Source organism: Enterobacter sp. Acro-832, from assembly GCF_011752745.1.
GTDB lineage: Bacteria > Pseudomonadota > Gammaproteobacteria > Enterobacterales > Enterobacteriaceae > Enterobacter > Enterobacter quasiroggenkampii.
In genome coordinates this window covers 153,088-174,411 of sequence record NZ_VWWX01000004.1, presented here as the reverse complement: position 1 = coordinate 174,411, position 21,324 = coordinate 153,088, and the positions used below count along the sequence as shown (strand labels likewise).

At 55.8% G+C, this 21,324-nt stretch carries 15 protein-coding genes; 6 read left to right on the top strand and 9 right to left on the bottom strand.

Going from position 1 to position 21,324, the window contains the following annotated elements:
• Positions 1–9: 9 nt before the first annotated feature.
• A complete protein-coding gene (gene carB / locus F3J31_RS15600) occupies positions 10–3,234 on the top strand; it encodes a carbamoyl-phosphate synthase large subunit (RefSeq protein WP_047072642.1) in 3,225 nt (1,074 codons plus the stop codon).
• Between the two features lie 182 nt (positions 3,235–3,416).
• The gene (locus F3J31_RS15595) at positions 3,417–3,650 is read left to right on the top strand and encodes a YgdI/YgdR family lipoprotein (RefSeq protein WP_021240552.1); all 234 of its coding nucleotides are present in this window, start codon (positions 3,417–3,419) and stop codon (positions 3,648–3,650) included.
• 47 nt (positions 3,651–3,697) lie between these two features.
• Here the strand turns inward: F3J31_RS15595 and F3J31_RS15590 are convergent, their stop codons facing one another.
• Positions 3,698–6,565, bottom strand: a complete 2,868-nt coding sequence (locus F3J31_RS15590; protein ID WP_167214026.1) for an autotransporter outer membrane beta-barrel domain-containing protein — start codon at positions 6,563–6,565, stop codon at positions 3,698–3,700.
• Positions 6,566–6,916: 351 nt separating this feature from the next.
• Between F3J31_RS15590 and kefF the strand changes: the two genes are divergently transcribed.
• From kefF to folA, 3 genes are all read left to right on the top strand, one after another.
• A complete protein-coding gene (kefF, locus tag F3J31_RS15585; RefSeq protein WP_167214023.1) occupies positions 6,917–7,447 on the top strand; it encodes a glutathione-regulated potassium-efflux system oxidoreductase KefF in 531 nt (176 codons plus the stop codon).
• Positions 7,440–9,305 (top strand): glutathione-regulated potassium-efflux system protein KefC, encoded by a 1,866-nt coding sequence (gene kefC / locus F3J31_RS15580; protein ID WP_048225611.1) that lies wholly within the window; start codon positions 7,440–7,442, stop codon positions 9,303–9,305. The genes kefF and kefC overlap by 8 nt, the downstream gene beginning before the upstream one ends.
• A 114-nt stretch (positions 9,306–9,419) precedes the next feature.
• A complete protein-coding gene (gene folA, locus F3J31_RS15575) occupies positions 9,420–9,899 on the top strand; it encodes a type 3 dihydrofolate reductase (protein WP_008502023.1) in 480 nt (159 codons plus the stop codon).
• A 36-nt stretch (positions 9,900–9,935) separates the two neighbouring features.
• On the opposite strand, the gene apaH is transcribed toward folA, so the two are convergent.
• Genes apaH through lptD form a run of 6 tightly spaced genes read right to left on the bottom strand, consistent with a single transcriptional unit; the run spans position 9,936 to position 16,659 of the window.
• Positions 9,936–10,784, bottom strand: coding sequence for a bis(5'-nucleosyl)-tetraphosphatase (symmetrical) ApaH (apaH, locus tag F3J31_RS15570; RefSeq protein WP_048028538.1), 849 nt, complete (start codon positions 10,782–10,784; stop codon positions 9,936–9,938).
• A 4-nt stretch (positions 10,785–10,788) separates the two neighbouring features.
• Positions 10,789–11,166: a Co2+/Mg2+ efflux protein ApaG gene (apaG, locus tag F3J31_RS15565; RefSeq protein WP_032644031.1), complete on the bottom strand. Its 378-nt coding sequence runs from the start codon at positions 11,164–11,166 to the stop codon at positions 10,789–10,791.
• Between the two features lie 3 nt (positions 11,167–11,169).
• Positions 11,170–11,991 carry a 16S rRNA (adenine(1518)-N(6)/adenine(1519)-N(6))-dimethyltransferase RsmA gene (rsmA, locus tag F3J31_RS15560; RefSeq protein ID WP_008502020.1) on the bottom strand — a complete coding sequence of 274 codons (822 nt, stop codon included), beginning with the start codon at positions 11,989–11,991 and terminating at the stop codon, positions 11,170–11,172.
• Positions 11,988–12,974, bottom strand: a complete 987-nt coding sequence (pdxA, locus tag F3J31_RS15555) for a 4-hydroxythreonine-4-phosphate dehydrogenase PdxA (protein WP_045907774.1) — start codon at positions 12,972–12,974, stop codon at positions 11,988–11,990. Before pdxA ends, rsmA begins: the two co-directional genes overlap by 4 nt.
• Positions 12,974–14,260, bottom strand: coding sequence for a peptidylprolyl isomerase SurA (gene surA, locus F3J31_RS15550; protein WP_045907775.1), 1,287 nt, complete (start codon positions 14,258–14,260; stop codon positions 12,974–12,976). The genes pdxA and surA overlap by 1 nt, the downstream gene beginning before the upstream one ends.
• Before the next feature lie 53 nt (positions 14,261–14,313).
• Positions 14,314–16,659 carry an LPS assembly protein LptD gene (gene lptD, locus F3J31_RS15545; protein WP_063620748.1) on the bottom strand — a complete coding sequence of 782 codons (2,346 nt, stop codon included), beginning with the start codon at positions 16,657–16,659 and terminating at the stop codon, positions 14,314–14,316.
• A 239-nt stretch (positions 16,660–16,898) separates the two neighbouring features.
• Between lptD and djlA the strand changes: the two genes are divergently transcribed.
• Positions 16,899–17,714 (top strand): co-chaperone DjlA, encoded by an 816-nt coding sequence (gene djlA / locus F3J31_RS15540; RefSeq protein ID WP_008502016.1) that lies wholly within the window; start codon positions 16,899–16,901, stop codon positions 17,712–17,714.
• A gap of 28 nt (positions 17,715–17,742) precedes the next feature.
• Here the strand turns inward: djlA and rluA are convergent, their stop codons facing one another.
• On the bottom strand, positions 17,743–18,402 hold the full coding sequence (gene rluA / locus F3J31_RS15535; protein WP_023345423.1) for a bifunctional tRNA pseudouridine(32) synthase/23S rRNA pseudouridine(746) synthase RluA: 660 nt from the start codon (positions 18,400–18,402) through the stop codon (positions 17,743–17,745).
• Between the two features lie 12 nt (positions 18,403–18,414).
• The gene (gene rapA / locus F3J31_RS15530; RefSeq protein WP_167214020.1) at positions 18,415–21,321 is read right to left on the bottom strand and encodes an RNA polymerase-associated protein RapA; all 2,907 of its coding nucleotides are present in this window, start codon (positions 21,319–21,321) and stop codon (positions 18,415–18,417) included.
• Between the last annotated feature and the right edge of the window lie 3 nt (positions 21,322–21,324).

Genomic DNA, 21,324 nt, shown 5'->3' with positions numbered 1-21,324 from the left:
GAGAAGACAATGCCAAAACGTACAGACATAAAAAGCATCCTGATCCTTGGCGCTGGCCCGATCGTCATCGGCCAGGCCTGCGAATTCGACTACTCCGGCGCGCAGGCGTGTAAAGCCCTGCGTGAAGAGGGTTACCGCGTCATCCTGGTTAACTCTAACCCGGCTACCATCATGACCGACCCGGAAATGGCAGATGCGACCTACATCGAGCCGATTCACTGGGAAGTGGTGCGTAAAATCATCGAGAAAGAGCGTCCGGACGCGGTGCTGCCAACCATGGGCGGCCAGACGGCGCTGAACTGCGCGCTCGAGCTGGAGCGTCAGGGCGTGCTGGCCGAATTCGGCGTCACCATGATTGGTGCGACCGCCGACGCGATTGATAAAGCCGAAGACCGTCGCCGCTTCGACGTGGCGATGAAGAAAATCGGCCTCGACACCGCGCGCTCCGGTATCGCACACAACATGGAAGAAGCGCTGGCCGTTGCGGCTGACGTGGGCTATCCATGCATCATCCGTCCATCGTTCACCATGGGCGGCACCGGCGGCGGTATCGCTTACAACCGTGAAGAGTTCGAAGAAATTTGCGAACGCGGTCTGGATCTCTCTCCAACCAAAGAGCTGCTGATTGATGAATCGCTGATTGGCTGGAAAGAGTACGAGATGGAAGTGGTGCGTGATAAAAACGACAACTGCATCATCGTCTGCTCCATCGAAAACTTCGATGCGATGGGTATCCACACCGGCGACTCCATCACCGTTGCGCCAGCCCAGACGCTGACCGACAAAGAGTACCAAATCATGCGTAACGCCTCGATGGCGGTACTGCGTGAAATCGGCGTGGAAACCGGTGGTTCAAACGTGCAGTTCTCCGTGAACCCGAAAACCGGCCGCCTGATTGTTATCGAAATGAACCCGCGCGTGTCCCGCTCCTCCGCGCTGGCCTCTAAAGCGACCGGCTTCCCGATTGCGAAAGTGGCGGCGAAACTGGCGGTGGGTTACACCCTCGACGAGCTGATGAACGACATCACCGGTGGCCGCACCCCTGCGTCCTTCGAGCCGTCCATCGACTACGTTGTGACCAAAATTCCTCGCTTCAACTTCGAGAAATTCGCGGGCGCGAACGACCGTCTGACCACCCAGATGAAATCTGTCGGTGAAGTGATGGCGATTGGCCGCACCCAGCAGGAATCCCTGCAGAAAGCGCTGCGCGGCCTGGAAGTGGGCGCGACCGGTTTCGACCCGAAAGTGAGTCTGGACGACCCGGAAGCGCTGACCAAAATCCGCCGCGAGCTGAAAGACGCGGGTGCAGAGCGTATCTGGTACATCGCCGATGCCTTCCGTGCCGGCCTGTCCGTCGACGGCGTGTTCAACCTGACTAACATCGACCGCTGGTTCCTGGTGCAGATTGAAGAGCTGGTGCGTCTGGAAGAGAAAGTGGCCGAGCTGGGCATCAACGGCCTGGATGCTGACTTCCTGCGCGTGCTGAAGCGTAAAGGCTTCGCCGATGCGCGTCTGGCTAAGCTGGCGGGCGTGCGCGAAGCGGAAATCCGCAAGCTGCGTGACCAGTATGACCTGCACCCGGTCTACAAGCGCGTGGACACCTGTGCGGCTGAATTCTCGACCGACACCGCGTACATGTACTCCACCTATGAAGACGAGTGCGAAGCGAACCCGTCCGTCGACCGCGACAAGATTATGGTGCTGGGCGGTGGTCCAAACCGTATCGGCCAGGGCATCGAGTTCGACTACTGTTGCGTACACGCCTCGCTGGCGCTGCGCGAAGACGGTTACGAGACCATCATGGTCAACTGTAACCCGGAAACCGTCTCCACCGACTACGACACCTCCGACCGCCTCTACTTCGAGCCGGTTACCCTGGAAGACGTGCTGGAAATCGTGCGCATCGAGAAGCCAAAAGGCGTTATCGTGCAGTACGGTGGCCAGACTCCGCTGAAGCTGGCGCGCGCGCTGGAAGCGGCAGGCGTACCGGTTATCGGTACCAGCCCGGATGCGATTGACCGTGCGGAAGACCGCGAGCGTTTCCAGCAGGCGGTTGACCGTCTGAAGCTGAAACAGCCGGCGAACGCCACGGTGACGGCCATCGAACAGGCCGTAGAGAAGGCGAAAGAGATTGGCTACCCGCTGGTGGTTCGTCCTTCCTACGTGCTGGGCGGCCGCGCGATGGAAATCGTCTACGACGAAGCCGACCTGCGTCGCTACTTCCAGACGGCGGTGAGCGTCTCCAACGATGCGCCAGTGCTGCTCGACCGCTTCCTCGACGATGCGGTAGAAGTGGACGTTGATGCCATCTGCGACGGCGAAATGGTGCTGATTGGCGGCATTATGGAGCATATCGAGCAGGCGGGCGTGCACTCCGGTGACTCTGCCTGTTCTCTGCCAGCGTACACCCTGAGCCAGGAAATTCAGGATGTGATGCGCCAGCAGGTGCAGAAGTTGGCCTTCGAGCTGCAGGTTCGCGGCCTGATGAACGTCCAGTTCGCGGTGAAAGATAACGAAGTCTACCTGATTGAAGTCAACCCGCGTGCGGCACGTACCGTACCGTTCGTCTCCAAAGCCACCGGTATTCCGCTGGCGAAAGTGGCGGCGCGCGTGATGGCAGGCCAGACGCTGGCACAGCAGGGCGTGACCAAAGAGATCATTCCACCGTACTACTCGGTGAAAGAAGTGGTGCTGCCGTTCAACAAATTCCCGGGCGTTGACCCACTGTTAGGGCCAGAAATGCGCTCAACCGGGGAAGTGATGGGCGTAGGCCGCACCTTCGCAGAAGCGTTCGCGAAGGCGCAGCTGGGCAGTAGCTCAACCATGAGAAAATCGGGCCGTGCGCTGCTCTCCGTTCGCGAAGGCGATAAAGAGCGCGTGGTTGACCTGGCCGCCAAGCTGCTGAAGCAGGGCTTTGAGCTGGACGCGACCCACGGTACGGCGATTGTGCTGGGTGAAGCGGGCATCAACCCGCGTCTGGTGAACAAGGTGCATGAAGGTCGTCCGCACATTCAGGATCGTATCAAGAATGGCGAATACACCTACATCATCAACACCACCGCAGGCCGCCAGGCGATTGAAGACTCCAAGCTGATTCGCCGCAGCGCGCTGCAGTACAAAGTGCACTACGACACCACCCTGAACGGCGGTTTCGCAACAGCCATGGCGCTGAACGCGGATGCCACCGAGAAGGTGATTTCGGTTCAGGAAATGCACGCGCAGATTAGCAAGTAATCTGCGTAGGCCCGGCAAGCGGTAGCGCCGCCGGGCAAATGGCGGGTGGCGCTTCGCTTACCCGCCCTACTTTTTTTCTTTATCCATCTTCAGAACCTTCTGGTTTTTCATCCGCATTCAGTGAGTTAGCCTAAAATCATTAGGTCGATAACGAAATTCAACTGAGAGCAGGGGAAAACACCATGCAAAATAAATTACTGATCGCCACCCTTCTTGCCGCCACTGCAACGTTTACCGTCGCGGGCTGTTCCTCTAACCAGGCAGTGAAAACCACCGATGGCAAAACCATTGTCACCGACGGAAAACCACAGGTCGATGATGATACCGGTCTGGTGTCGTATAAAAATGCGGAAACGGGTCAGACCGAGCAGATCAACCGCGATCAGGTTAAATCAATGGGCGAGCTGGATAACTAATAAAAAAGCCGTGGCGTTTGCCACGGCTTTTAGTCTTTCAGGAACGGTTACCAGCGGTGGTTCAGCAGGATATGACCGCCATAAGCAGCATAGCTGTTTTCACCCCACTCGCCGCTGGCGCGCAGGGACAGCGTGGTGGTGTCGTTCAGGTTACCAGTGACGCCCAGTTCAAGCTGCCCACGATCTTCCGGCGTATCGTTGCTGACGGTCTCGCCATTAAACGCCAGATCGTTTTGACCCGCACCTTTCAGCCAGTTCACGGCAACGTACGGCTGCCAGGCTTTCACATCTTTCTGCTGGAAGTAGCTTGATTTGACGCCCAGACGACCAAACAGACCGTCGTTGTCCAGCGTTGTCACCCGCACGCCGTCGCGATCGGTATGATTTTCCTGATCCAGATAGCTGTAGACGATCTGGGCCTGCGGTTCGATTTTCCAGGTGCGCTCATTCTCTGAATCAACCACCCACGCATGGCCCACTTCGACGGAAGCGGCAAAACCGGTGCTGTCGTAGTCTTCATCGTTGCGATTGCTGGTCACTTTATTGTTGTACCAGCTGTAGGCGGCCCAGGTATCAACGTAGCTGCCCAGGCGCAGCTTCTGATCTTCCTGCCAGGTTGCATACAGGCCGACGTTAAAGCCGTCCACTTTGCCCTGCGCATCACGCACGTTGTGTTTTGCATCAGAGTGGGTTTTCGCCTGACCGGCCCCGAACATGCCGCCCGCACGCAGAATACCGTTATCCATAGGCTTGCTCATAAAGTCGCTGCCTACCTGAAGCACGGTGGTGGTGGTGTCATAGCTGACTTTGTCGCCGCCTGCATTGTTTTCATGGTAGCGACCTTTGACGTACATCCAGGTGTTGAGGTCTTCTTCATTACGGAAGGTGATCTGATCGCGATCGTCACGCTTGTGCAGGAACATGCTCTGCGCGGCAAGGTAGTTGCCTAAGTAAGCGCCAACCTCCGGAGCCATGACTTCAGGACCGCTGTTGCCGCCGTTGTCAGTGTTACCGCCGTTGTCAGTGTTACCGCCGTTGTCGGTGTTACCGCCGTTGTCGGTGTTACCGCCGTTGTCGGTGTTATCACCGTTGTCGGTGTTATCGCCATCATCGGTATTATCCGACGGTTCATCGGAAGGCGTGGCCTTTGACTCCAGGTACCAGTTGCCGTTGCTGTGCTGATAGAGATTATATTCCCACGCACCGGCAACCACCGGTTTGGCAAGGGTCAACTGGGCTTCGGAGCTGCCGCCAACGCTGACAATTTCCATGCCGTTAACGGTTTGCGCGCCCAGGCCGCCAATGTTGTTAACGCTGACGTCGGACTGGCCAAAGCTGCTGCCGGTAATGGTGAGATGATCGGTTGGCGAGTTGTCTTCACCCAGGGTACTGTTCATCACGATCTGACTGCCCGCAAAGCCGGTATAGTCGCCGTTAATGGTGAAATTATTGCCAACGCTGTTATTGGCGGCGCTGAGTAACAGTGTGCCACCATTGGTGACGTTGCCGTTGACCGTATCGATACCTGAAACGCTCAGCGTATCGTTACCCTGAATCGCATTCCATGCTGCCAGCGTACCACCCGTGAGGATGTTGATATTGTCGTTTACTTCGCCAGCAGTGGCAAACTGAGCGCCATTTTCGACAGTAATCGTCGCGTTGCTACTCTTTGTACCAAGCGTTGAACCAACACCGACCAGCGTGGTGCCGCTATGCAGAACGGTATCACCCGTGTAGGTGTTTTTGCCGGTTAGCGTCAGGGTGTTGGAATCCACTTTTTCAACATTGCCGCTACCGGTAATGCCGGTGGCGAACGCCGTATTACTGCCCTGATTAAAAATAAGGGTGCCGTTGTTGGTCAGTCCACCGCTCAGCGTCGCGGTTTTCGTGCCATCACCCAACTGGAGAGAAGCATCTTCGGCAACGAGAGTCGTACCTGCATTAGACACATTCCCCGACAGGATTAAATCACCGCTGTTAACCAGCAGCGAATTGCCAGAACCGATAATGTCGATATTCCCTGAGAGCGCCCAGCTTTCGCCGTCCATTTCTAAAGAAGCAAAGCCATCGCCTTCCGATAAGCCAACAAAATTGCTGTCTTCTGTGCCGGTTCCTGCCAGAGTTACCGTATTTCCTTTAGAGACGCTAGAAATGACGTCGCCTTTCAGTGACGAGCCTGTATCAAGTACCAACGTATTATTTTTGCTGCTGGCAAACGTAATCGCCGTACCGCCACCGCCAATCGAGCCCTTGTTAGTGATATCAACTTTCGCCGTATCCGTTACGTTGATGCCGTTCTGAAGGCCCTGAACGGTACCCGTGTTGATGATTTTCGAATTGCCATCGCTCAGGATAATACCGTTGTCACTCGTGCCGGTGATTGTACCGCTGTTATCTATACCGGCCCCTGTTTGAGCACTGATACCGTTCTTACCTTTTATCACTCCCGATGACGTATTGGAAATATTTATTGCAGAGGAAGATTCACTGACAAAGATCCCATTTTCAGCGCCGGAAATATTTCCCTCATTATTTAAGTCACCCAGCATTGACTGGATGTTAATAGCGTTGCCTGTTTTAGATGTAATATTTGCGTTGAGATCATTATTAATAATGACGCGCTGCGCGCCAGTATTAATCTCTAGCCCGTTTGCCGTTCCAGAAATATTTCCCTGATTGGTGGCCGTTTTTACGTTAAACCCTGTTACGGAGACGGCCGCCTCATTCCCGGAAGAGGTGATCGTAACGTCTTTACTTATGACGTATTCAGTGTCGGCGGAGAAATCTTGCGGCACGGAGGTGGACTGGTCAATCGTACCGGAAAAGGCTACGGCGGGCGTGAATATCAACAAGGCAGGAAACAGATTGCCCAGCGTTCTGGTTGTTTTATTGAGTCTGAAATAATTGTTGCTCATGTACACATCCATTTGAATAAGAAGGGCGCGATATAACGCATTAAAATAACGTTTATATGCGAAGTAAAAGAATGAGCTCGCGACAAAGAGCATAAAATTATTATTTTTTCAATGTGTTATGTATAGATCGATTTATTAAAAAATTATTTTAGATTTTCTTAAAATATCTCATCTTTATATGGATTAATGGGAGGAATTCATGTCATGGATCTTTTGCGAAGATAAAAACGTCCTGCGAATGATGATTACCAATAGCTGCGCTTTCCTTTTCATGGCCTCTACGCCCCTTTCACCGGGCGGGTTAACTGTCTACACTCACTGCTACAAGAAGAGAAGAAGACAGGCCATTTGATGATACTCATTATTTACGCGCACCCTTATCCGCAGCACTCTCATGCGAATAAGCGGATGCTTGAGCAGGTAAGGACGCTTGATAACGTAGAGATACGTTCTCTCTATCAACTTTATCCCGATTTCAACATCGATATCGCCGCTGAACAGGAGGCGCTTTCCCGTGCCGATCTGATCGTCTGGCAGCATCCCATGCAGTGGTACAGCTCGCCCCCGCTGCTGAAGCTGTGGATTGATAAGGTCTTCTCCCACGGCTGGGCGTATGGCCACAATGGTCATGCGCTAAAAGGGAAAAGCCTGATGTGGGCGGTTACCACGGGCGGAGGAGAAAGCCACTTTGATATTGGTTCCTTCCCGGGTTTTGAGGTCCTGGCACAGCCGCTGCAGGCGACCGCGCTCTACTGCGGCCTGAACTGGCTCCCGCCTTTTGCGATGCACTGCACCTTTGTCTGCGATGACGAAACGCTGCAGGCGCAGGCTCGCCATTATAAACAACGCTTACTTGAGTGGCAGGAGGCGCACCATGGATAGCCATACGCTGATACAGGCGCTGATATACCTTGGCGCAGCGGCGCTGATTGTGCCCGTGGCGGTACGCCTGGGGCTGGGCTCTGTTCTCGGCTACCTGATTGCGGGCTGCGTTATTGGACCGTGGGGCTTTCGACTGGTGACGGATGCAGAGGCGATCCTTCATTTCGCTGAAATTGGCGTTGTGCTGATGCTCTTTGTGATTGGTCTGGAGCTCGATCCGCAGCGCCTGTGGAAGCTTCGCGCCTCTGTATTTGGCGGCGGGGCGCTGCAGATGGTGGCCTGTGGCCTGCTGCTGGGTGGGTTCTGCATCCTGCTGGGCATGGACTGGAAAGTGGCAGAGCTTATCGGCATGACGCTGGCGCTCTCCTCGACCGCCATTGCCATGCAGGCCATGAACGAGCGCAATCTGACGGTCTCGCAGATGGGACGCAGCGCGTTCTCGGTGCTGCTGTTCCAGGACATTGCCGCTATCCCGCTGGTGGCGATGATCCCGCTGCTGGCGGCCAGCGGTTCCTCCACGACGCTGGGGGCGTTCGCGCTGTCGGCATTAAAAGTCGTGGGGGCGCTGGCGCTGGTGGTGCTGCTTGGTCGCTACGTCACCCGTCCGCTGCTGCGGTTCGTTGCCCGCTCAGGCCTTCGCGAAGTGTTCAGTGCCGTGGCGCTCTTCCTGGTGTTTGGCTTCGGTCTGCTGCTGGAGGAAGCCGGCCTGTCGATGGCGATGGGGGCCTTCCTGGCCGGCGTTCTGCTGGCGAGTTCCGAATACCGTCACGCGCTGGAAAGTGATATCGAGCCGTTCAAAGGCTTGCTGCTGGGGCTGTTTTTCATCGGCGTAGGAATGTCCGTCGACTTCGGCACGCTGGTGACGCACCCGCTGCGGATCGTCGTCCTGCTGGTCGGCTTCCTGATCATTAAAATGGCGATGCTGTGGCTGATTGCGCGTCCGCTGAAGGTGCCGAATAAGCAGCGCAGCTGGTTTGCGGTTCTGCTGGGGCAGGGGAGCGAATTTGCGTTCGTGGTCTTTGGCGCGGCGCAGATGGCAAACGTCCTCGATCCCGAGTGGGCAAAAGCGCTGACGCTGGCGGTCGCTCTGTCGATGGCCGCGACGCCCGTTCTGCTGGTGGTGCTGACGCGTCTGGAAAAATCGGGTAGCGATCAGGAGCGCGAAGCCGATGAGATCGACGAGGAGCAGCCTCGCGTCATCATTGCCGGATTTGGCCGCTACGGGCAGATCGTTGGCCGTCTGTTGCTGTCCAGCGGGGTGAAAATGGTTATCCTCGATCACGACCCCGACCATGTCGATACCCTGCGTAAATTTGATATGAAGGTGTTTTACGGCGATGCAACGCGCGTCGATCTATTGGAATCCGCCGGGGCGGCGAAAGCGGAGGTATTGATTAACGCGATTGACGATCCGGAGACCAGCATGCAGATGGTGGAAATGGCGAAAGAGCATTTTCCGGATCTGACCATCATTTCCCGCGCGCGCGATGTTGATCATTATATCCGCCTCAGGCAGGCGGGCGTCGCAGCCCCCGAGCGTGAAACGTTTGAAGGCGCGCTGAAGTCTGGCCGCATGGCGCTGGAAAACCTGGGGCTCGGCGCGTATGAAGCCCGCGAACGGGCGGATCTGTTCCGTCGCTTTAATACCGAAATGGTGGAAGAGATGGCGGCGATGGCGGGCAGTACGGCCACGGAGCGTGCGGCAGTGTTTAAACGCACCAGCGCCATGCTGACGGAAATCATCAATGAGGATCGCAATCACCTGTCGCTGATCCAGCGTCACGGCTGGCAGGGCACGGAAGAGGGCAAGCATACCGGCGATCCGTCTGACGAACCGGAGAGTAAACCTTCCGCGTGAAGTGGAGTTGCCAGCAATATTAAAAAATTTCTGTATCTTTACTCTGCCGCCAGTCGACGAAAGATTAAGCTTTCCGTATAGTGGCGGCAATTTTTTGCATCCGGGAAATTTTCAATGATCAGTCTGATTGCAGCGCTGGCGGTGGACCGCGTTATCGGTATGGAAAATGCCATGCCGTGGAACCTGCCTGCCGATCTCGCATGGTTTAAACGTACTACGTTAAACAAGCCGGTAGTGATGGGCCGCCTGACCTGGGAGTCGATTGGTCGTCCATTGCCGGGCCGTAAAAATATCGTTATCAGCAGCCAGCCGGGTACTGACGATCGCGTCGAATGGGTAAAATCCGTCGACGAGGCGATTGCTGCATGCGGCAATGCCGAAGAGATCATGGTAATTGGCGGCGGGCGCGTGTACGAGCAGTTCCTGCCTAAAGCGCAGAAGCTGTATCTGACCCATATTGATGCGGAAGTGGAAGGGGATACCCATTTCCCGGACTACGATCCGGACGAGTGGGAATCGGTATTCAGCGAATTCCACGATGCGGATGCACAGAACTCTCACAGCTACTGCTTCGAGATCCTGGAACGTCGTTAAGTGATTTGCCCTCTCCCGCCCGGGAGAGGGCATGATTCAGGAGGCGACGGCCTCACTTTCCCCTAAGTCCAGCTGTCGGTTGGACGGCTGAACAAAGTAAGCTTTATCTTCCCAGCGTAAACAGGTTAGCTCTCCGCCCCAGCAGCATCCGGTATCCAGACCGTAAATCCCGTCCGGCGTCCCTTTTCCTTCCAGTGCAGCCCAGTGACCAAATACCACGTTGTACTCGCTTGTCACCGGTCCCGGGATGGCAAACCACGGTTTGAGCGGGGCCGGTGCGCTTTCCGGCGTCTCTTTGGAATACATGTCCAGCTGTCCGTTCGGGAAGCAGAAACGCATGCGGGTGAAGGCGTTAGTAATAAAGCGCAGACGGGCCAGACCGCTGAGATCCTCGCTCCAGTGGTTCGGCATGTCGCCGTACATGGCATCGAGGAAGAAAGGATACGAGTCGCTTGCCAGCACTGCCTCAACGTCACGTGCACAGGTTTTCGCTGTTTCAAGATCCCATTGTGGCGTGATCCCGGCATGCGCCATGACCAGCTTTTTCTCTTCGTCAACCTGCAGCAGGGGCTGACGGCGCAGCCAGTTAATCAGATCGTCCGCGTCCGGCGCATCCAGCAGCGGGGTGAGGCGATCTTTAGGTTTATTGCGGCTGATCCCGGCGAACACTGCCAGCAGATGCAGATCGTGATTGCCCAGCACCATGCGCACGCTGTCGCCCAGTGATTTGACGAAACGTAATACCTCAAGCGAGCCGGGGCCACGTGCGACTAAATCGCCCGTCAGCCAGAGCGTGTCCTGTTCTGGCGTAAAGTCGACCTGTTTTAATAATGCGATCAGTTCATCGTAGCAACCGTGAACGTCGCCAATCAGATATGTAGACATTAGATTAATGAATAAGTGTGGTTACGGCGAGACGGAACACGGGAATGGCAACGCGGAAGCCATTGCCATCGACATCGACCATTTCATAATGGCCTTGCATGGTACCCATCGGCGTTTCAATCACCGCGCCGCTGGTGTACTGGTACTCTTCGCCAGGGGCGATGTGGGGCTGTTCACCGACCACACCTTCCCCCTGAACTTCGATTTCGCGGCCATTGCCGTTGGTGATAAGCCAGTAGCGTCCGCGCAGCTGCACGGGCGTCCGCCCCAGGTTGCGAATGGTCACGGTGTAAGCAAAGACAAAACGTTCTTCGTCCGGCGAGGACTGTGATTCAACATAGACGCTTTGTACATGGACACATACGCGGGGCGAATCAATCATGGCTTAACTCTCCTTCGGCGGCGCATTTTCGCTGATGTAATTAGCCAGCTTGCAGTACTGCTCTACGGAAATGTTCTCCGCACGCATTGCCGGGTCGATCCCCAGTTCAGCTAATACCTCAACGGTGAATGAATTGCTGAGGCTGTTACGGATCGTTTTACGACGCTGGTTAAAGGCTTCAGTGGTAATGCGGCTCAGTACACGCAGATCTTTAACCGGGTACGGTTTCGTTTTGTGCGGCACAAGGCGCACAACCGCTGAATCCACTTTCGGTGGCGGTGTGAACGCTGACGGCGGTACTTCGAGTACCGGGATCACGTTGCAGTAATATTGTGCCATCACGCTTAAACGACCATACGCTTTACTGTTCGGGCCTGCAACCAGACGGTTAACCACTTCTTTTTGCAACATGAAGTGCATATCGGCAATGGCATCAGTATAGCTAAAGAGGTGGAACATGAGCGGCGTGGAGATGTTATACGGCAGGTTGCCGAAAACGCGCAGCGGCTGACCCATTTTTTCCGACAGTTCGCCGAAGTTCATGGTCATGGCGTCCTGCTGATAGATAGTCAGCTTTGGCCCGAGGAACGGGTGCGTTTGCAGGCGTGCGGCCAGATCGCGGTCCAGTTCGATGACGGTCAGTTCGTCGAGGCGTTCGCCTACCGGCTCGGTCAGTGCGGCAAGGCCCGGGCCGATTTCGACCATCGCCTGGCCTTTTTGTGGATTAATAGCCGAGACAATGCTTTCGATCACGAACTGATCGTTAAGGAAGTTTTGCCCGAAACGTTTACGGGCTAAGTGGCCCTGATGGACTCGATTAGTCATTGAGTATTAACAATCATTTTGATGGCGAGATTAAGCGCCGTAATAAAACTGCCGACATCCGCTTTCCCCTGGCCTGCCAGATCCAGCGCAGTACCGTGGTCAACGGACGTTCGAATAAAGGGTAAACCGAGGGTGATATTCACCCCGCGGCCAAAGCCCTGGTATTTTAGCACGGGCAGGCCCTGATCGTGGTACATCGCGAGCACGGCGTCGGCATTATCCAGGTATTTCGGCTGGAAAAGGGTATCAGCAGGCAGCGGACCGCTGAGGTTCATTCCCTTCGCCCGCATTTCGTTGAGTACCGGAATGATGGTGTCGATCTCTTCGGTGCCCATGTGCCCGCCTTCGCCCGCGTGCGGATTCAGGCCACAAACCAGCACATGCGGCTGCGGGATCCCAAATTTTGTCTGCAGATCGTGATGCAAAATCCCGATGATCTCGCGCAGGAGATCGGGGGTGATCGCATCCGGAATCGCTTTGATCGGCAGATGGGTGGTCACCAGGGCAACGCGCATCGCTTCGGTCGCCAGCATCATCACCACTTTCGGACTGTGCGATCGCTCTTCGAAGAACTCCGTATGCCCGGTAAACGGTATGCCCGCTTCGTTGATCACGCCTTTGTGGACGGGGCCGGTAATCAGGGCGGCAAATTCGCCCTTCAGGCAACCGTCGCAGGCGCGCGCAAGGGTTTCAACCACATAGTGGCCGTTTTCCGTGCTGAGCTGGCCAGGAATGACCGGCGTACGAAGGGGAACAGAAAGAAGGGTGAGGGTACCGGCTTGCTGCGGTGCAGGCTGTTGGCCTTCAACGTAAGGGATGAGCGTTAAAGGCAGACCGAGCAGCGTTGCCCGGTCCTGTAACAGTGTTGCATCCGCGCAGACAACCAGTTCTACTGGCCAGCTGCGCTGGGCGAGCTGGACAACGAGGTCAGGCCCAATCCCGGCGGGTTCGCCGGGCGTGATAACAACACGATGCTGTTTCATTAGTTGCTCAGCACTTTCACGTAAGCACTGGCGCGTTGTTCCTGCATCCAGGTGGCTGCTTCTTCAGAGAACTTACGGTTAAACAGCATACGGTAGGCTCTGTCTTTCTGCGCCGCATCCGTTTTATCAACGTTACGGGTGTCCATCAGCTCGATCAGATGCCAGCCAAACGAAGAGTGGACCGGCGCGCTAATCTGGCCTTTGTTCAGCTTCATCAGCGCGTCACGGAAGGCAGGATCGTAGATATCCGCTGCCGCCCAGCCCAGATCGCCGCCCTGGTTAGCAGAGCCAGGATCCTGAGAGAACTCTTTTGCTGCTTTCGCAAACGAGGTTTTACCGCTCTTAATGTCTGCTGCAATCTGTTCCAGCTTCGCTCGCGCCTGATCGTCAGTCATGATTGGTGACGGCTTCAGCAGAATATGACGAGCGTGAACTTCGGTAACGGAGATATTTTGGCTCTGGCCGCGCAGATCGTTCACTTTCAGAATGTGGAAGCCCACGCCTGAACGGATTGGACCGACGATATCCCCTTTCTTCGCCGTGCTCAGGGCCTGGGCAAAGATGGATGGCAGCTCCTGAATACGTCCCCAGCCCATCTGGCCGCCTTTCAGCGCCTGTTGGTCTGCGGAATAGGTGATAGCCAGCTTGCCAAAGTCACCGCCGTTACGCGCCTGTTCGACAATTGAACGCGCCTGACTTTCTGCTTCCGCAGCCTGATCGGACGTTGGGTTCTCTGGCAGTGGGATCAGAATGTGGCTCAGATTCAGCTCCGTGCTCGCATCGTTCTGGTTACCCACCTGTTTTGCCAGCGCGTCCACTTCCTGAGGCAGGATAGTGACGCGGCGACGCACTTCGTTGTTACGCACTTCCGAAATCAGCATCTCTTTACGGATCTGATTACGGTAGGTGGCGTAGCTGATGCCGTCATAGGCCAGACGGCTGCGCATCTGGTCTAAAGACATGTTGTTTTGTTTCGCGATGTTAGCGATCGCCTGATCGAGCTGCTCGTCAGTGACCTTCACACCCATTTTCTGCCCCATCTGCAGAACGATCTGATCCATGATCAGACGCTCCAGGATCTGGTGGCGCAGCGTGGCGTCATCCGGAAGCTGCTGACCCGCTTCGCCCGAATTGAGCTTCACCGATTTCATCAGACCGTCAACGTCACTTTCAAGCACGACGCCGTTGTTAACCACCGCGGCGACTTTATCAACAACCTGGGGGGCCGCGAAGCTGGTATTCGCAACCATAGCGACACCGAGCAGCAGCGTTTTCCAGTTCTTCATACTTTTTCCATTTCAATTAACCGCAAAGCGGATTACGTTGCAAATCAAGCACATTACAAGGAACTGCGGTAAGGCAGAATATTCGAGCGCAGCATTTTCTGCGTACCCAGACCGTAGTTGGAACTCAGGCCGCGTAACTCGAAGTTAAAGCCAATCACGTTATCGTATTTGCTTTGATTGTTTTCCCAGCCGTTAAGCTTACGTTCGTAACCGACACGCAGCGCGTAGCAGCAGGAGTTATATTGCAGCCCCACCATCTGGTCAGCAGCTTTATTCGCGTTAGTGTCAAAGTAGTAAGCGCCTACGATTGACCAACGGTCGGCGATGGGCCAACTCGCTGCGCCACCCACCTGCGAAATACCGTCTTTATACTGCTCAGCAGTACCATAGTTTGGTAATGTCGCCTGAATATATTCCGGACTGGCATAACGATAGGTCAACTGCACCATACGATCTTCATCCCGGCGATATTCAATAGCCGCAGTACTGTTGGCAATATTGTCGAGACGGGTGTCGTACTGAACGCCACCACGCAGGCCCCAACGATCGGTCATACGCCAGTAGGTGTCGCCAGCCCAAATTAGCGAACCCGTCTTATTATCTTGCTCCCACTTAATGTTGTCATCGCCCGTACGAGACTCGGTGAAATAATAGATTTGACCAACAGAAACGTTAAAACGTTCAACGGCAGCGTCATCATAAACGCGCGATGTGACCCCGGTCGTCAACTGGTTAGCAGATGCGATACGGTCCAGACCACCATATGTACGGTCGCGGAACAGACCGCTGTAGTCCGATTGCAATAAGGAGGAGTCGTAGTTATTGATGTTGCTCTGGTCGCGATAAGGCACGTACAGGTATTGCATACGTGGCTCCAGCGTCTGGGTATAGCCATCCGCCAGAAGACCCATATTGCGTTCGAATATCAGCTTACCGTCCATTTTGAACTGCGGAAGCGTACGGTTTACGGATTCCTCAAGATGGGCGTTGTTGCTGGTGTTGTAATCATCAATGTTTTTCTGCTGATAGTGTGTCGCCATCAGCTTAGCTTCCGTGTTCAGACTTGCCCAGTCATTGGACCATGGAAGGTTGATGACAGGCTCCAGGTGAACACGGGTGGCTTCCGGCATATTGGAATTGGTGTTTACAAAATGCACCGCCTGACCATAAATACGGGTGTCAAATGGCCCCACGTCATTCTGGTACCAGTTAACATCCAACTGCGGCTCGGCACCATAAGTACTCGCCGTCTGGCTTGAGAACACCTGGAACTGTTTATTGGTTACCGTCGCATCGAAGTTCTGCACCGCATAGCCAACGCTGAAGATCTGTGTGGCATAACCGTCGGTACTCGAACCGTATTTTGACGAAAAATCGTTGAAGTAGTTTGGATCGCTGACCTTGGTGTAGTTGACGTTGAAACGCCAGACCTGATCCATCACCCCGGAATGCTGCCAGAAATACATCCAGCGGTGTTTATCGCCTTCAGTCGGATGCTCGTCCTGGAATACTTTATCCGACGGCAGATAATCCAGCTCCATCAGACCCGCACCGGCGTGGGTCAGATAGCGGAATTCGTTCTCCCACATGACGTTGCCGCGCTTGTGGATATAATGCGGCGTGATCGTCGCATCCATGTTGGGCGCGATGTTCCAGTAATACGGCAGGTAGAACTCAAAGTAGTTCGTGGTGCTGTATTTGGCATTCGGGATCAGGAAACCGGAGCGACGTTTGTCACCCACGGGAAGCTGCAAATAAGGGCTGTAGAATATGGGGACCGGACCCACCTTGAAGCGGGCGTTCCAGATCTCTGCGACCTGCTCTTCGCGGTCATGGATAACCTCGCTCCCGACCACGCTCCAGGTATTTGAACCCGGCAGACACGACGTAAACGTGCCATTTTCCAGGATGGTATAGCGGTTTTCACCGCGCTGTTTCATCAGGTCTGCGTCACCGCGCCCCTGGCGACCCACCATCTGGTAATCACCTTTCCAGACGTTAGTGTCTTTGGTATTCAGGTTTGACCAGGCTTTCGGACCTTTCAGGATGACCTGATTGTCGTCATAGTGCACATTACCCAGCGCATCCACCGTGCGTACCGGTTCGGCCGCGCCTTCCGGCTGCTTCTGGTGCAACTGCACTTCATCTGCCTGCAGGCGGCTATTGCCCTGATTAATATCGACATTGCCTGTAAACGTGGCATTGTCAGGGTAAGTCCCTTTTGAACTGTCGGCAGTAATGGTTACCGGCAAGCTATTGGTATCGCCACTCACCAGTGGGCGATTATAACTTGGGACGCCAAGCATACACTGCGAGGCGAGATCGGCCGCCAGCCCCTGTTGACTGTACAGGGCGGTGCCAATCATTGTGGCCAGGAGGGTGGGGATACGTTTTTTCATACGTTGTATTTTATTGTTCCGTCATCAGTGGCTACGGCTTACAAACGCTCAGAGACTATCTTACTCATCTGCGCAGTACCAGCGTTAATCCTGCCCGTTTGCGTGCCAGAGTGTTAGGCTCGCTATCGAATGACGAGTATGATAAAGCAAATTATAGGCGATGTCCTTCAATTGACCGTGACTTGAACACAGTGATGATGACGTTGCGTCGGCCAGGAATATGACTATCCGGGGAGTATATGCAGTATTGGGGTAAAATAATCGGCGTTGCGTTCGCCATCATCATGGGTGCCGGGTTCTGGGGAATAGTGCTGGGGCTTATTATTGGCCATATGTTTGATAAGGCCCGCAGCCGCAAAATGGCCTGGTTTGCCAATCAGCGCGAGCGTCAGTCACTCTTTTTCTCCACCACTTTTGAGGTGATGGGGCATTTAACCAAATCCAAAGGCCGCGTTACGGAAGCCGATATTCAGATTGCCAGCGTCTTTATGGACCGCATGAATCTGCACGGTGACTCCCGCCTGGAGGCGCAAAATGCGTTTCGCATCGGGAAATCCGATAACTATCCGCTTCGCGAAAAAATGCGTCAGTTCCGCAGCATCTGCTTCGGCCGTTTTGATTTAATTCGGATGTTTCTGGAAATTCAGATCCAGGCGGCCTTCGCCGACGGCTCGCTTCACCCTAACGAGCGCGATGTTTTATACGTGATTGCGGAAGAGCTGGGTATCTCCCGTATGCAGTTCGATCAGTTCCTGCGCATGATGCAGGGCGGGGCGCAGTTTGGCGGCGGCTATCACCAGCAGTCATCTGGCGGTGCCTGGCAGCAGGCGCAGCGTGGTCCGACGCTGGAAGATGCCTGTAACGTACTTGGCGTAAAGCCTTCTGACGATCAGACCACGATCAAACGTGCCTATCGTAAGCTGATGAGCGAGCACCATCCGGACAAGCTGGTCGCGAAAGGTTTACCGCCGGAAATGATGGAGATGGCGAAGCAAAAGGCGCAGGAAATTCAGAAAGCGTACGAACTGATTAAAGAGAAGAAAGGCTTTAAATAAAAAAAGCCCGACGGTGTCGGGCTTTTTTTTAGAAGTCCACCGGAGCTTTAAATGTCATCGCATTACCGAAGGCAGGATGGGTGATGGTGAGCGTCTGCGCGTGCAGCTGCAGACGTGGCGCTAAGGTCAGTGCTTCAGGCGGCGCGTAAAACCGGTCGCCCAGAATCGGATGACCCAGGGCAAGCATATGCACGCGCAGCTGGTGTGAGCGTCCGGTAATCGGTTTAAGCAGGACGCGCGCGGTATTATCCGGCGCGTACTCCAGCACTTCATACTCGGTCTGCGCGGCCTTGCCGGTTTCGTAGCACACCTTCTGCTTTGGCCGGTTCGGCCAGTCGCAGATCAGCGGTAAATCCACCAGCCCTTCCGCCTGCGCGGGGTGACCCCAGACGCGGGCGACATACTGCTTTTTCGGCTCGCGCTCGCGGAACTGGCGCTTCAGCTCGCGTTCCGCCGCCTTATTCAGCGCCACCACAATCACGCCGCTGGTCGCCATGTCCAGGCGATGGACAGACTCCGCCTGAGGATAATCGCGCTGAATGCGCGTCATCACGCTGTCTTTGTGCTCATCCAGACGCCCCGGCACGGACAACAGCCCGCTGGGCTTGTTGACCACCATAATGTGTTCATCCTGATACAGAATGACCAGCCAGGGATCCTGCGGCGGATTGTACGGCTCCATCACCATCTTGCGCTCCGGTTACTGATGCGTCACAACGATAAGACGCAGGGCATCCAGACGCCAGCTAGCCTGGTTGAGGCTTTCCAGCACCTGCTGACGGTTGCTTTCAATCGCCGCCAGCTCGTCGTCACGGATGTTAGGGTTCACGGCCTTCAACGCTTCCAGACGCGACAGCTCCGCAGACAGTTTCTCGTCGGCTTCCGCGCGTGCGGCATCAATCAGCGCTCTGGCCGCTTTCTCAATCTGGGTTTCGCCCTGCTGCAGAATAGCGTGCACGTCCTGCTGGACCGCGTTAACCAGCTTGCTGCCGGTATGGCGGTTCACCGCGCTCAGCTGTCGGTTGAAGCTTTCGAACTCGACCTGTCCGGCCAGGTTGGTGCCGTTTTTATCCAGCAGCAGACGGACCGGCGTCGGCGGCAGGAAACGGGTGAGCTGCAGCTGCTTCGGTGCCTGCGCTTCCACAACGTAAATCAGCTCCAGCAGCAGCGTCCCCACCGGCAGCGCCTTGTTCTTCAACAGGGAGATCGTGCTGCTGCCGGTATCGCCGGAGAGGATCAGATCCAGCCCGTTGCGGATCAGCGGGTGTTCCCACGTGATGAACTGGGCATCTTCACGGGACAGCGCCACGTCACGCTCGAAGGTGATGGTACAGCCATCTTCCGGCAGGCCCGGGAAATCCGGTACCAGCATGTGATCGGACGGGGTCAGGACTATCAGATCCTCACCACGATCGTCCTGGTTGATGCCGACGATATCGAACAGGTTCATTGAGAAGCTAATCAGGCTGGTGTCGTCATCCTGCTCTTCGATGCTCTCTGCCAGCGCCTGCGCTTTCTCGCCACCGTTGGAATGGATCTCCAGCAGGCGATCGCGACCCTGTTCCAGCTGCGCTTTCAGCGCGTCGTGCTTCTCGCGGCAGGACTTAATCAGATCGTCAAAGCCGTCGGTGTTTTCCGGTGCGGCCAGGTAGCCGATCAGATCGCCATGCACCTGATCGTAAATGGTGCGGCCCGTCGGGCAGGTATGTTCAAACGCATCCAGACCTTCGTGGAACCAGCGCACCAGCACGGACTGGGCCGTTTTTTCCAGATACGGCACGTGGATCTGAATATCATGGGCCTGACCGATACGGTCCAGACGGCCGATACGCTGCTCGAGCAGATCCGGGTTGAACGGCAGATCGAACATCACCAGGTTGCTGGCGAACTGGAAGTTACGGCCTTCGGAACCGATTTCCGAGCACAGCAGAACCTGCGCGCCGCTGTCCTCTTCGCCAAACCACGCCGCGGCACGGTCGCGTTCAACGATGGACATGCCTTCGTGGAACACGGCGGCACGAATACCTTCACGCTCGCGCAGGACCTGCTCCAGCTGCAGCGCGGTAGCCGCCTTGGCGCAGATCACCAGCACTTTCTGGGAGCGGTGTGCAGTCAGGTAGCCCATCAGCCACTCCACGCGCGGATCGAAGTTCCACCAGGTGCCGGTATCGCCTTCGAATTCCTGGTAGATTTGCTCCGGATAAAGCATGTCGCGGGCGCGCTCTTCCTGCGTTTTGCGCGCGCCCATAATGCCGGAGACTTTAATCGCCGTCTGATACTGCGTCGGCAGCGGCAGTTTAATGGTGTGCAGCTCGCGTTTCGGGAACCCTTTCACGCCGTTACGGGTGTTACGGAACAGCACGCGGCTGGTGCCGTGGCGATCCATCAACATGTCGATCAGCTCTTTGCGCGCGGATTCCGCGTTGTCGCTATCGCTGTTCGCGGCCTGCAAAAGCGGCTCGATATCCTGCTCGCCGATCAGATCGCTCAGGGTGTTGAGTTCGTCATTAGAAAGACGCTTGCCCGCCAGCAGCAGGGCGACGGCATCCGCCACCGGACGGTAGTTATTCTGTTCTTCCACAAACTGCTCAAAATCGTGGAAACGGTTGGGATCAAGCAGGCGCAGACGGGCGAAGTGGCTTTCGAGACCCAGCTGTTCCGGCGTGGCGGTCAGCAGCAGGACGCCAGGCACGCGTTCGGCAAGCTGCTCGATAGCCATATATTCGCGGCTCGGCGCATCTTCGCTCCAGACCAGGTGGTGCGCTTCGTCGACCACCATCAGGTCCCACTCGGCATCGCACAGATGCTCAAGACGCTGCTTGCTGCGGCGCACGAAGTCCAGGGAGCAAATCACAAGCTGTTCGGTTTCAAACGGGTTGTCCGCATCGTGCTGCGCTTCGGCGTAGCGTTCGTCGTCGAACAGAGAGAAACGCAGGTTGAAGCGGCGCAGCATCTCAACCAGCCACTGGTGCTGCAGGGTTTCTGGCACCACGATCAGCACGCGCTCGGCGGCGCCGGAAAGCAGCTGTTGATGCAGGATCATACCCGCTTCAATGGTTTTACCCAGGCCCACTTCATCTGCCAGCAGCACGCGCGGCGCGTGGCGACGGCCCACGTCATGGGCGATGTTCAGCTGGTGGGGGATGAGGCTGGTGCGCTGGCCGCGCAGGCCGCTCCACGGCATGCGGTACTGTTCACTCTGGAACTTACGCGCGCGATAGCGCAGCGAGAAGCGATCCATACGGTCGATTTGCCCGGCAAACAGGCGGTCCTGCGGCTTGCTGAACACCAGCTTGCTGTCGAGCAGCACTTCGCGCAGGATGACATTGGCCTCGTCGGTGTCCAGGCGAGTGCCGATGTAGGCGAGCAGTCCATTCTCTTCTTTTACGTCTTCAATCTTGAGCTGCCAGCCGTCATGGCTGGTCACGGTGTCACCCGGATTAAACATCACGCGGGTTACAGGGGAGTCATTGCGAGCGTACAGGCGGTTTTCACCAGTGGCAGGGAAGAGGAGGGTAACCATGCGTGCATCAACGGCAACGACGGTTCCTAATCCAAGTTCGCTTTCTGTATCGCTGATCCAGCGTTGACCAAGTGTAAAAGGCATAGT